The organism is Mammaliicoccus vitulinus (assembly GCF_029024305.1).
Classification (GTDB): Bacteria; Bacillota; Bacilli; order Staphylococcales; family Staphylococcaceae; genus Mammaliicoccus; species Mammaliicoccus vitulinus.
Map to the genome: position 1 here is coordinate 432,585 of NZ_CP118974.1, position 12,817 is coordinate 445,401.

The following is a 12,817-nucleotide window of genomic DNA, read 5'->3' on the forward strand; positions in this document are numbered from 1 at the left end:
ACAAGCTAAGAAAGGGAGATTCTTAGCTTGTTTTTATTTGCGTTAAAAATGTATATAAGGTGAAATTATTCTGTAAATGATAGAAAAAGACCCTATAAAATGATATAATACATAAATATGGATGATGATAATCATTATCATTTACAAAATTATACAATTAAGCAAACATAATAAATAGATTCAATTTTAATAGAAAGAGGGTTCTTTATGAATCGTTTAACGGGAGAAGCCATTTCAATAGGGTATGGTGAAAAATTAATAGTTAATGATTTAAACTTAGAAATACCAGATGGTAAAGTAACTTCTATAATTGGTCCAAATGGTTGTGGTAAATCAACTTTACTAAAAGCATTAAGCCGTATTTTAAATGTACAAACTGGAGAAGTTTTACTGGATGGAAAGAACTTACATTCAACCTCAACTAAAGAAATTGCCAAAAAAATTGCGATATTACCTCAGTCTCCTGATGTTGCAGATGGTTTGACTGTTGGTGAACTTGTTTCTTATGGCCGATTTCCTCATCAAAAAGGTTTTGGTAGATTAACTAAACAAGATAAAGAGGAAATAGAATGGGCTTTAAACGTTACAGGAACAAATGATTTCAAATATAGAGCAATAAATGATTTAAGTGGTGGGCAAAGACAACGTGTATGGATTGCAATGGCCCTTGCTCAAAAAACAGACATTATTTTCTTAGATGAACCAACAACTTATTTAGATATATCTCACCAGTTAGAAATATTAGAACTTGTCCAAGAGCTCAATAGAGAACAAGGTTGCACGATTATTATGGTATTACATGATATTAACCAAGCTATACGCTTTTCAGATCATTTAATAGCTATGAAGGCTGGAGAAATCGTTGCTCAAGGCAATACTGAAGAAGTGTTAACAAATGAAATTTTAGAAGAAGTGTTTAACATTGATGCAGAACTTTCCACAGATCCTAGAACTGGCAAGCCTATGCTTGTGACTTATAATTTACTATGTAAACATTATACAAAGTTATAAAAGGATGGCAGCGTAATGAATCAAACTAAAACAGTAAAAGAAAATCGCTATCCTATTATTTTAACAGTTACAATTATTTTACTTGTAGCTGTTTTACTTCTGTCATTTTTATTTGGAGCGAAAACGACTTCAATCCAAATGGTCTATGATGCTATTTTCAACTATAATCCTCAAATAGAGGAACATAATATATTAAGAGAAATAAGAATTCCGAGAGAAATTGGCGCAGTTATTGTAGGTATGGCTCTTGCTGTATCTGGTGCTGTTATGCAAGGTGTGACACGAAATGGTTTAGCTGATCCTGGATTGTTAGGATTAAATGCAGGCGCGAGTATGATGCTTGCACTGACATTAGCAGTAATACCAAGTGCAGGGTATTTCACACTAATGCTTGCTGGGTTTATTGGGGCAGGAATTGGTGGCATACTCGTTATGAGTGTTGGGTCTTCTAAACGCGGTGGATTTAGTCCTATGAGACTTGTGCTTGCGGGTGCAGCTGTTTCAGCACTATTGACTGCTGCAAGTGAAGGAATTGCGTTAATATTTAGATTGAATCAAACTTTAACATTCTGGAGTGTTGGTGGCGTAAGTGGTACAACTTGGAAACAACTTATGATATCAACGCCAATCGTTATCGTTATTTTAATCGTACTTATCATTATGAGTAGACAACTTACGATTCTGAGCTTAGGTGACACATTATCTAAAGGACTAGGCCAAAACAGTACAGTCGTTAGATATACGAGTTTAGTTGCTACAATGTTCTTAGCAGGTATTGCCGTGTCGATTGTCGGACAAATCGCATTTGTAGGTTTGATGGTTCCTCATATCGTTAGATTCATGGTAGGTACAGATTATAAACGTGTGATACCTTTATCTGCTTTGTTAGGCGGATTTATCCTTCTATTTGCAGATATGATAGCGCGAATGTTAGGAGAAGCACCAATTGGAGCCGTTATTTCAATTATTGGTGTACCGTTCTTCCTTTATCTTGTGAGAAGGGACGGTAAAATATTATGATACATCCTAAAATTATTAGAAAACAACGTATTACGTTTATCATATTAGTAGTCGTACTGATTGCTTCAATGGGATTTGCCATGACAACCGGTGAATTTAACATGACATTTGTCCAATTTTTCAAAACGATATTTGGTCAAGGTAACGAACTTGATACAATGATATTGTTTGAATTCAGGATGCCGAGAATGATTATTACAATATTGGCAGGAGCAAGTTTGGCATTGAGTGGTGCAATACTCCAAAGTATTACGAAGAATCCATTAGCTGAACCTGGCATATTAGGTATTAATGCGGGAAGCGGCTTTATGATTACATTGTTCCTAGTTGTCGGAACGATTAAAGCAGGAGACTTTGTATATGTATTACCACTTGTGAGTATGCTAGGTGGGTTAGCTACAGCAATGGTTATTTTTGCCTTTAGCCATAAAAAAGGTGAAGGCATTAACCCAGTTAGAATGGTCCTTATCGGCGTAGGATTATCAACAGCATTAAGTGGTGCATCTATTACCATTATGTCTACATTTGACCAAGATCAAATGGAATTTGTAGCAAGATGGTTTGCAGGTAATATATGGGGAGACGAATGGCCGTTCGTGTTTGCATTTGTTCCATGGTTAGCCATCGTTATGCCATTCCTATTCTATAAAGCAAATGTACTAAATGTATTAAGTACAAACGAACAAGTTTCAGTAGCGTTCGGTATAAATAATAATAGAGAAAGAATCCTTCTCGTATTTTTAGCTGTCGTGTTATCATCAGCAGCTGTGTCAGTAGCAGGAGGAGTTGGTTTCGTAGGTTTAATGGGGCCACATATTGCAAGAAGTATAGTAGGGCCGAGACATCAATTATACTTGCCAATCGCAGTATTAAACGGTGCTATATTGTTAGTAGTAGCAGATACAATTGGTAAAATTGTATTAGAACCAAACGGCTTACCAGCAGGAATCATCGTTGCAATAGTCGGAGCACCATATTTCTTATACTTAATGCAAAAATCAACGCATATATAAATAAAAGCTGAAATCGTCATTTGATGATTTCAGCTTTTTCTTTAATTAATAATGTTTTTAGTAATTAAAAAGTAATTTAATATTGATTTAATACAATTACATAGTGTATATTTACGATATTGTTGCATAAATATAATGAGAGAATGGGTGATTAATAATGGAATGGAAATCATATGAAAATTTAAATATACCGAATGAAGTCACTGATTCACTTAAGAAACAGCAAGGTAAATACAATTTAGTGGAACGTCTTATATATTTTATTAATGAAGGAAAGTATGATGATTATTCAGTATCAGTTCTATATAGAGATGAAAAGGTTGTTGCACTTCTCGTCCATACGCCACCATACCCTATACAAATTGTACGATTAACAATAAATGATGATATAACTTCTTTAGTAGTAAAAGAATTAATTCATAAATATCATATACAATTTGGCATTGCTGGTGATAAGACCTCAACTATACATATCGCAAATAATATTTATAATACTTGGCAAGAAAAAAGTAGAGAAGGTGTATATGTTTGTCATGAAGTGAATAAAGATTTTCAAACTGTACAAGGTGAAACGAAAGTTTTATCTCATGAAGACTATGATTTAATAAAAGAATGGTATAGAAAAAGTATGATTGATATGAACTTAGAAGATGAACTAAAACATATGACAGATGAACAAGAAGAAAAATTGATTCAACAATGGATTGAGGATGAAGCGGGTCAATTTTTTATAAAAGATGGAGTGCCTGTATCTTTTGTGAAATATGCTAAAGTAGGTCGCTATTTTGCACATGTAGGAATGGTTTATACACCTCGGAAGTATAGAAAAAATGGATATGCTGGTCGAAATGTTGCGTTAATAACGCAAAGATTATTAAATGATTTTGAGTATACTACATTATATACAGATTTAAATAATCCAACTTCTAATAAGATTTATAAGGAAATTGGATATAATCAACTTGCCGAGTTTATTAAAATTTTACCAAAAAGTATAAATTAAATATAAAATTTTTGTTTTTAAAATCATTTTAGGGGTATAACTATGAGTAGTAATAGAACTTTACATAGGAGGTGCAGTTGCCAGTGAGAAGATTAAAGAATTTTTTCCTAGGCTTATTCATAATAGTAGTTGTAGGCACGCTTCTTTTTATGTATTTAGATATTAGCCAAATTAAGAGCTATCAACAACAATTATTAAAATATAGTTGGTTTGAACCTACGTTGATTGCTTGTGCGGGCGTACTAATATTCTTTGGTTTATTAATGTTCTTTGCAACATTTAAACCGACACATAAAAAACCAGGCTTACATCGTGACTATGAGGATGGTCACATTTATATAACTAGAAATTCTGTTGAAAAATGTGTTTATCGAACAATTCAAAAATACGATGAAGTTCGTCAACCAAATGTTATTGCTAAATTGTACAATAAGAAAAAGAATTCTTATGCAACAATTAAAGCTGATTTCTTTGTTGTTTCAGAGACAAGTGGTGTTCAAACTTTAACTGATCGTATCAAATCGGATATTAAAGAAAATGTCGAACATTTCTCTGAAATACCTGTAAAAAATATTGAGATTAATGTTAGAGATCAAAAAACAAGTGATACAAGAGTATTATAAGACTTAAGGATAGGAGGTTCCGATTATGCCAAACGAAAATCAAGATCCGAATCAATTCATTAATTTTATTAAAGAATATAAATGGAGAATTGTTGGTTTTATAGCGATGTTAATTTTAGCAGTTTTATTTTTAACAATTGGTTTTTGGAAAACGATTTTAATTCTTGTCCTATGTTTAATAGGTGTGGGGCTGGGGTATATTAAAGACTGTACTCAGCAGTTTTTGAATTTCCTGAACAGAATTAGTTAGACTGCTAATCATATAAATAAAAATTAAAACAAATTATAAACTAAGGGAGAGAATTTATTATGGCAAACGTAGACAACAACAAAGTGAAAAGTAATTACAATGAACAAACTGGTGTAAATGAACAAGAGCGTGAAGCTCAACAACAACAAGCTCAAGAACCACAATTTTCAAATACATTATCTTTCTCAGATGAAGTAATAGAAAAAATTGCTGGAATTGCTGCTCGAGAAGTTAGAGGTATTTTAGATATGAAAGGCGGCTTTGCTTCAAACTTAACTGGCCGTTTCACATCTGGAAATAGCGTGACTCAAGGTGTAACTGTTGAAGTTGGAGAAAAACAAGCAGCTGTAGATTTAAAAGTTATTTTAGAATATGGTGAGTCAGCTCCTAAAATCTTCAAAAAAGTTTCAGACTTAGTAAAAGAACAAGTTAAACATATGACTGGACTTGAAGTTGTTGAAGTTAATATGCATGTTGATGATGTTATGAGCAAGAAAGAATACGAACAAAAAAATGCTTCATCAAATGAAGAAGAACAATCACAAAGTGGTAAAGAATTACGATAATATTAAATGCAAAAAGCGACCGAAATTAATTTTTCGGTCGCTTTTTTTATGCTGCTTGTTGAGTTTTAGGTTGTTTTTTTAAAGTTAAGCATATTAAAAATGCGACAAAGCTTAATGCAGCTGCTACATATAAACTTGAAACGACATTAAAGTAAGAAACGAAAATGCCTCCTAATAGTGAACCTGCGCCTATACCTGCATTTAAGCTGGACATGTTCCAACTCATCGCTGCACTAGTATCTCCTTCAATTTGAGAGATAATACCAATTTGAATAGGTGGATTCGATCCCCATTGAACGATGTTCCATGCGAATACACCTATTAACGTAATGAATAATATAGGTAAAAATGATTCGAATATTACCATTAATAATGTATAAGTACTTAATGATATTAATAACCATTTTTTACTTCCTAATGTGTCTGTTATATATCCACCGAGTGATGTACCAATTATTGCTCCGATACCTGCAACGAGTAATACGATTGATACAATATTTAAATCATAACCATAAATGGATAACAATGGACTGATATAAGTGACAACAACATAATTAGCTGCAAGGATAAGGAAGGTAATACTTAAATATTTTATAATTTCAAGTTTATCAATGATTTTATATCCTTGGTTTTGTTGTGATGATTCAACAGTATCTATTTTATTGCTTGCTACATTAAACGTGATCATAATAAGTGCAACAACACCTACAAGAGATATAAAGATAAATGACATTCTCCATCCTACTAGGTCACCAATTTTTGTACCTAGTGGCACGCCTAATACATTGGCCGCACTGAAACCAGTGTAAACGAGGCCTATCATTTTACCGCGTTCACTTGGGCTAGAATATACGACTGTTAACGATAATATTTTAACAACAATTATGGCTGCTGCTGCTGAAGATAATATTCTACCTATAACTAATATAGTGAAATTAGGTGAAAAAGCAATTATGCAATTTCCTATTATGAATATAGCCATGCTTATTAATAAAACAGTCTTTGGAGATACGTTCTTAGTTATTTTAACAAGTATTGGGCCGCTAATTGCGAACGTTAATGCATAAACTGTTACGAGTTGGCCAACTATTGCTTCAGATACATTTAAATCTTTACTCATTAAAGTAAGGATACCTGCAATCATCAATTCAACCATTCCTACAACAAATACACTTAACATAAATGTGATTAATCGTGCTTTCGACATCGTATTACTCCTTCTTTTTGACATATAAACATGATTATAACAGTGTGATTTATAAAAATACAGACAAAATTTAATACCCGAACAATCGTAAAATGAGTTCATATTTTATGTATAGAATGAATCAAAAAAGGGTGAACAATCAATTTATCATACGGATAATATTCAATTAATTGAATATTTAAAAATTCAGTTAATAACTTATAATGAATTTTAGGACATATTATTATCTTTTATTATTTTTTATTTTACAAAAATAAATGACAGCGCTTACATAAAAATATATAATAAGATTAGAGATGAATAGTATTGAATATTTATTTGTTATTGTGTATAGTTAGTCTTGCGAAAAGGAGAGAAAGTATGAAACAATCAAGTGTTTTAGTGGGAAGATTAAAATTTATAATATTATCATTATTAGGGATATATCTCTTTTTAATCCCAATAACAGTAACAGATGATAAAGGCAATCCAGAAACTAGTTTACCTGTTGCATTTTTAGCAAATACTGCTCTAGATTGGATAGGAGATTATGCAGGGTTAATCATTATGCTTTTAATTTGTGTCTCTGCAGTTATGTCATTAATTTATTCTACAGCTTTTAGTAGTTCTACTAAAAGAACGATAACTAATGAGTTGTTCAATGTGAATTGGATTTGGGTAGTTGTACGTATAATAGGTGCCATATTTGCTGTTTTTATATACTTTGACTTTGGACCAGGTGTTGTAATAAACGAAAACACAGGTTTAATGGTTTATAATGATTTATTACCAACTTTATTAGCTGTATTTTTCTTTGCAGGTTTATTCCTTCCGTTGTTAATGGACTTCGGTTTACTAGAATTTTTAGGGCCTATGTTTGCACCTGTAATGAGACCAGTGTTTAAATTGCCGGGAAGGTCTACAGTTGATAATCTCGCTTCATTTATTGGTGACGGAACAGTTGGAGTTATGATTACAAGTCAACAATATGAACAAGGTTTTTATACGAGAAGAGAAGCTACTGTAATAGCAACAACTTTCTCAGTTGTTTCTATCACATTCGCAATTGTTATTGCTCAAACAATTGGTTTAATGGATTATTTCTTCAAGTTTTACTTATCAGTTATTATATCTTGTGTTGTTGCAGCATTTATAATGCCTAGAGTTTGGCCATTGAAGCAAATTCCGGATCAATACTCTAACGGAAGTACTGAGCAATTAAACGAGAAAATACCTAAAACACATAACCCAATTACATGGGGGTTTGAACAAGCTACAGAAAAAGCTGTTAAATCACCAGGGGTTAAACAATTTTTTATAAATGGTATTAAGACTATTTTGGATATGTGGTTAGCAGTATTGCCAGTCGTAATGACAATAGGTACAATAGCAACAATTGTTGCAGAGTACACACCAACATTCAGTATTCTTGGAGCGCCATTTGTACCATTACTTGAATTAATGCAAATTCCTTATGCTAAAGAAGCATCTGAAACGTTATTGATTGGTTTTGCAGATATGTTTTTACCATCTTTATTAATCAGTGATGTACCGAGTGATATGACGAGATTTATTGTAGGTGCTTTAAGTATTTCGCAATTAATTTACTTATCAGAAGTAGGAGGGGTAATACTAGGTTCGAAAATACCAGTAAGCCTAGGAAAACTCTTTATGATTTATATCATTCGTACGATAATTGCACTTCCGATAATTGTTATACTAGCTCACATATTCTTTTAATGAATAAAGAAGTTGAGACATCATGCTCAACTCAAAATAAATAAGCATATCACGCTACTGATATTTTTCAGTGAATAGCGTGATATGCTTATTTTTATAGTGCATGCTTGATAGAAATATTATTTACAAAAGCTTTTCCCTATTTAGGTTCAATTGTTGTTTCTACTTTTGCTATCGCAATTTCTGATCCTAACATTGGTGATTCACCTTTGTCTTTATTTGAATCGCCATCATGGTTATGTGCTTGTTTGAAAGCATCACTATTTTTCCAAACTTCGAAATCTTCTAATGCTTCCCACCACATGTTTACATGTAATTCGTCATGCTCTTCTATATCTTGCATATTCCAAGTTTCTACTTTGATGAAACCTTTCATCTCTTGTAAAGCGCCACCTTTAGTAAACATTGGTGCTAATTTTTCTGCAAAGCCTTTTTTCATTTTAATTCTATTTGTTACTACATACATAATAATCTCTCCTATTCTTTTGGTGTTGGGTTAGTCGCCCAAATTTGTGCTGTTTTCATAAATGTTCTTGGCTGTAATTTAAGCTGTGCTATTACGACATCTGCAACGTCTTCAGGATGCGTCATTGTATCTTCTTTTAATTGTGTTTCACCAATTAAATCAGTTAATACAGCTGATGGTGTTAAATAAGATACGCGAATATTATGCTTTCTCATTTCTTGCATAATACCTTCAGTCATTCCAATTACTGCATATTTAGTGGCAGAATAGATACTGCTTGTTGCATTTGCTTTTAAGCCTGACATAGAAGCAATATTTATAACATCGCCACTTTTTTGTTTTACTAAGTAAGGTAATGCTTCTTGTAATACGTAGTAAATGCCTTTAACATTCGTTTCAAATAATTGATCAAATTCAGATTCACTTACTTCTAAAAATGAATTATTTTTCATAATACCAGCATTATTAATGATGATATCTATTGAACCGAGTGCATGATAAGAATCTTCAATGAAGCGTTGGACATCTAATTGATGTGCAATGTTTGTTTCTTTATAAAAAACTTTCACATCAAATTGTTTTAATTCATCGGCAGTTGCTTTCAAAGTTTCGACATTTCTACTCGCTATTGAAACGTTTACCCCTTCACGTGCTAAGGCAATAGCTATAGATTTACCTATACCTTTAGAACCACCTGTAATAACAGCATTTAAGCCATTTAATTCTCTTAACATAATTAACATCACTCCTCTTCTATATGTTAGCATGCATTGAAAATGTATCATAATATTTAATATGATATAAGCCAAAAATAACACCGCGAAGTCATCATTAAACGACTTCGCGGTGTTTATTTTAAATGCTATAAAGTTCAAACTTACGCTTTCGTGAGTTCGTTATAAATTTTCTTATCAGCATGTGTATAAATAATGTATTCTTTCTCATTTGTTTCAATAATGACACGATTTGTTTTACCAAAAGTTGAACCAATTCTTACGATATGATCCTGATCTTCATTAGACAAAGCGTGAATATCCTGATCTTCCTTAATGTCTTTAATCTCATTATTTGGAATTGTAATGTCAGCGACTCTCCATTGAATATGAACTTGATTATTGTCTTTTGATACTCTCATTGCCATATCTAAACACATCCTTTTGTTTGATGACTACATCATAACGTATAATGTATCCGTTTTCAATAGATAACAAGGAAATTGTGTTATCTTTTTTGTTTAATATGTCATACTAATCAGTATTAGTATTTTTATGCAATATATTGAATAACTATTTACAAATGAGATTCTATGTTGTAATATTATCTTTATAAATAAATAAGGAGCTGGTTTCATTGGGACGGAATTATCTATGTTAAAGGAATTAAATAAGATGAGTTTTTTAAAAGAAGTTGATTTTTCTAAAGAAGAGTTAGAAACACTTATTGATTTAGCAATAGAACTAAAATTCAAAGAAAAGCATCAGATCCCACATCGTTACTTAAACGGGAAACATATTGCTTTATTATTTGAAAAAAATTCTACGAGAACACGTTCAGCTTTTACAGTAGCTGCTACTAAAATGGGTGCAAGTGTGTCGTATCTTGGTAAAGAAGATTTACAATTAGGCAAGAAAGAATCTGTTGAAGATACAGCGATTGTATTAGGTTCAATGTTTGATGGAATAGCTTTTAGAGGATATGAACAAAAGACAGTAGAAGACTTGGCTAAGTTTTCAAATGTACCAGTATGGAATGGCTTAACAAATGAGTGGCATCCAACGCAAATGCTAGCTGACTTTTTAACGATTAAAGAATATTTTGGCACTTATGAAGGAAAGACACTTACATTTATAGGTGATGGTCGCAATAACGTAGCGAATTCGTTGCTTGTAACAAGCGCGATACTTGGTGTGAATATACATATTGTCGCACCGGAAGAGCTACATCCTAGTTCAGAAATTCAAGAAATGGCTAAATCACTTAGTGAAAAATCACAAAGTGAAGTGTTAATTACAAGCGATATTCAAGAAGGTATTTATGGTAGTGACGTTATTTACACGGATGTTTGGTGCTCGATGGGTGAAGAAGATCAACTTGAAGAACGTTTCGAACTATTAAAAGATTATCAAGTGAATCAACACCTCATCAATTTAACAGGTAAAAATGACACTTTATTTTTACATTGCTTGCCGGCTATTCATGATTTGAATACAGAAATGGGCGCACTTTGTTTCGAAAAATTTGGTGTACCTTGTATGGAAGTAACAGATGATGTTTTCAGATCAGAATATTCAAAAGTATTCCAACAAGCTGAGAACAGAATGCACACAATAAAAGCATTACTTGCTACAACATGTGGCGAAATATTTTAATGAATAAAAGAGGCACTTCATTACGAAGCGCCTCTCAATGTGTCGACGAAGTCTTAAACTTTGCCGGCATTTTTTTATGCGCATGCTTTCCGCGGGCATGTCTCAGCCTGTAGTCTTCGAATCATGCTGTTCCCGCAGGAGTCAGCGCTAAAAAATACCGAATATTAACAAATCATATTATAATATAGATGAAATTTTATTTTGAATTTATCAAGTGAAGATCCACATGATAAATAGAGCCGATGAATTTATCAAGTGAAGGTCCACATGATAAATAGAGCCATTGAATTTATCAAGTCAGGCTTCACATGATAAATAGGGACGTTGAATTTATCAAGTCAGGCTTCACATGATAAATAGAGCCTTTGAATTTATCAAGTCAGGCTTCACATGATAAATAGAGCCTTTGAATTTATCAAGTCAGACTCCACATGATAAATAGCAATAAATCTTTATATTATTCCCCCACGATTTTGCAAAGTGCTGACGCCCGGGGGAATAGTATGAGTGAGAGACTACAGGCTCGAGCCATACCCCTAGGCAAGCATGCACTTTCAAAATCGTAAGATTTTAAAATAAAAAACCGCCAACAAGTTCACTTTAAGTGACTTTTTTGACAGTCTGAGAGGCACTTCATTACGAAGTGCCTCTTTTAAATTTCTATATATCTTTTATTAATTTTTTGCGGTTACGACTGATTTCTACATATTTAGTGTAGCTATAAAGGATTATACCTGCCCAAATAAATATGAATGTGATCAATTGATCGATATCAAAGTGTTCATTTAATAAGAAAATACCTATAAAGAACATGATAGTTGGCCCGATATATTGTATGAATCCTGTTAGTGAAAGTGGTATTTTTCTTGCACCAGCACTAAATAAAATAAGTGGTATAGCTGTTACTGCTCCTGATAGTAATAACCATCCGCTTGAAACATTCATACCAAATGTAATGGCATCAGTTTGCGATAAGTAAAATATATAAAGCAATGCTGCTGGCATTGTGACAATACATTCTATTGTTATGCTACTAAATGCATCAATGTCTACAACTTTTTTAATTAATCCATACAATGCAAACGATGTTGCTAGAATGATGGATACGTATGGAAATTCTCCAACTTGAAACGTCATATAAACCACGCCGATAAATGCTAATAAAATGGCTATCCATTGTGCTTTTGAGAAACGTTCTCCTAAAAATACAAACGCTAGAAAGATACTCATTAAAGGATTGATATAATAGCCAAGACTTGCTTGAAGTACATGATGGTTATTAACTGCCCATATAAATGTACCCCAGTTAACTGTAATGATATAACCTGCTGCAATGATAGCGAACAACATTTTTTTATGTTGGAATAACTTAACTGTTGCATGCTTAAACATGGAAAGTTGTTTAGTTAATAATAGTAATAACAACATAAATACTGTGGACCAAATAATTCTATGTGCGAGTATTTCGAAAGGTCCTATATCATTTACGAGGTTCCAATAAATTGGAAGGACACCCCAAATGATATATGCAAATGCAGCATATATAATGCCTTTTTTAGTTTCTGTCATT

14 protein-coding genes are annotated in these 12,817 nt (G+C 32.5%); 9 read left to right on the forward strand and 5 right to left on the reverse strand.

The window, feature by feature from the left end:
* Positions 1 to 207 precede the first annotated feature (207 nt).
* The 7 genes from PYW35_RS02005 to PYW35_RS02035 all read left to right on the forward strand — a co-directional run bounded on the left by PYW35_RS02005 (position 208) and on the right by PYW35_RS02035 (position 5,486).
* A complete protein-coding gene (locus tag PYW35_RS02005) occupies positions 208 to 1,011 on the forward strand; it encodes an ABC transporter ATP-binding protein (protein WP_016912512.1) in 804 nt (267 codons plus the stop codon).
* Positions 1,012 to 1,026: 15 nt separating this feature from the next.
* On the forward strand, positions 1,027 to 2,031 hold the full coding sequence (locus PYW35_RS02010) for a FecCD family ABC transporter permease (RefSeq protein WP_016912511.1): 1,005 nt from the start codon (positions 1,027 to 1,029) through the stop codon (positions 2,029 to 2,031).
* Positions 2,028 to 3,044, forward strand: coding sequence for a FecCD family ABC transporter permease (locus tag PYW35_RS02015; protein ID WP_016912510.1), 1,017 nt, complete (start codon positions 2,028 to 2,030; stop codon positions 3,042 to 3,044). The genes PYW35_RS02010 and PYW35_RS02015 overlap by 4 nt, the downstream gene beginning before the upstream one ends.
* A gap of 157 nt (positions 3,045 to 3,201) precedes the next feature.
* Complete coding sequence (locus tag PYW35_RS02020; protein WP_204107794.1) at positions 3,202 to 4,047, forward strand: GNAT family N-acetyltransferase; 846 nt, start codon at positions 3,202 to 3,204, stop codon at positions 4,045 to 4,047.
* An 83-nt stretch (positions 4,048 to 4,130) separates the two neighbouring features.
* On the forward strand, positions 4,131 to 4,670 hold the full coding sequence (gene amaP / locus PYW35_RS02025; protein ID WP_026023261.1) for an alkaline shock response membrane anchor protein AmaP: 540 nt from the start codon (positions 4,131 to 4,133) through the stop codon (positions 4,668 to 4,670).
* Between the two features lie 22 nt (positions 4,671 to 4,692).
* Complete coding sequence (locus PYW35_RS02030) at positions 4,693 to 4,920, forward strand: DUF2273 domain-containing protein (protein ID WP_371868286.1); 228 nt, start codon at positions 4,693 to 4,695, stop codon at positions 4,918 to 4,920.
* A 59-nt stretch (positions 4,921 to 4,979) separates the two neighbouring features.
* Positions 4,980 to 5,486 carry an Asp23/Gls24 family envelope stress response protein gene (locus PYW35_RS02035; protein ID WP_103323000.1) on the forward strand — a complete coding sequence of 169 codons (507 nt, stop codon included), beginning with the start codon at positions 4,980 to 4,982 and terminating at the stop codon, positions 5,484 to 5,486.
* Positions 5,487 to 5,532: 46 nt separating this feature from the next.
* On the opposite strand, the gene PYW35_RS02040 is transcribed toward PYW35_RS02035, so the two are convergent.
* The gene (locus PYW35_RS02040) at positions 5,533 to 6,693 is read right to left on the reverse strand and encodes an MFS transporter (RefSeq protein WP_103323001.1); all 1,161 of its coding nucleotides are present in this window, start codon (positions 6,691 to 6,693) and stop codon (positions 5,533 to 5,535) included.
* Between the two features lie 360 nt (positions 6,694 to 7,053).
* On the opposite strand from PYW35_RS02040, the gene PYW35_RS02045 reads away from it, so the two are divergent.
* Positions 7,054 to 8,412: a YjiH family protein gene (locus PYW35_RS02045; RefSeq protein ID WP_016912504.1), complete on the forward strand. Its 1,359-nt coding sequence runs from the start codon at positions 7,054 to 7,056 to the stop codon at positions 8,410 to 8,412.
* Between the two features lie 139 nt (positions 8,413 to 8,551).
* On the opposite strand, the gene PYW35_RS02050 is transcribed toward PYW35_RS02045, so the two are convergent.
* From PYW35_RS02050 to PYW35_RS02060, 3 genes are all read right to left on the reverse strand, one after another.
* The gene (locus PYW35_RS02050) at positions 8,552 to 8,878 is read right to left on the reverse strand and encodes a heme oxygenase (protein WP_103323002.1); all 327 of its coding nucleotides are present in this window, start codon (positions 8,876 to 8,878) and stop codon (positions 8,552 to 8,554) included.
* 11 nt (positions 8,879 to 8,889) lie between these two features.
* The gene (locus tag PYW35_RS02055) at positions 8,890 to 9,612 is read right to left on the reverse strand and encodes an SDR family NAD(P)-dependent oxidoreductase (protein ID WP_016912502.1); all 723 of its coding nucleotides are present in this window, start codon (positions 9,610 to 9,612) and stop codon (positions 8,890 to 8,892) included.
* Positions 9,613 to 9,755: 143 nt separating this feature from the next.
* The gene (locus tag PYW35_RS02060) at positions 9,756 to 10,019 is read right to left on the reverse strand and encodes a SunI/YnzG family protein (RefSeq protein WP_016912501.1); all 264 of its coding nucleotides are present in this window, start codon (positions 10,017 to 10,019) and stop codon (positions 9,756 to 9,758) included.
* Positions 10,020 to 10,245: 226 nt separating this feature from the next.
* Here PYW35_RS02060 and argF point away from each other — a divergent pair, with 226 nt between their 5' ends.
* The gene (argF, locus tag PYW35_RS02065) at positions 10,246 to 11,247 is read left to right on the forward strand and encodes an ornithine carbamoyltransferase (protein ID WP_016912500.1); all 1,002 of its coding nucleotides are present in this window, start codon (positions 10,246 to 10,248) and stop codon (positions 11,245 to 11,247) included.
* A 660-nt stretch (positions 11,248 to 11,907) separates the two neighbouring features.
* Here the strand turns inward: argF and rarD are convergent.
* On the reverse strand, positions 11,908 to 12,816 hold the full coding sequence (gene rarD / locus PYW35_RS02070) for an EamA family transporter RarD (protein WP_103323003.1): 909 nt from the start codon (positions 12,814 to 12,816) through the stop codon (positions 11,908 to 11,910).
* Between the last annotated feature and the right edge of the window lies 1 nt (position 12,817).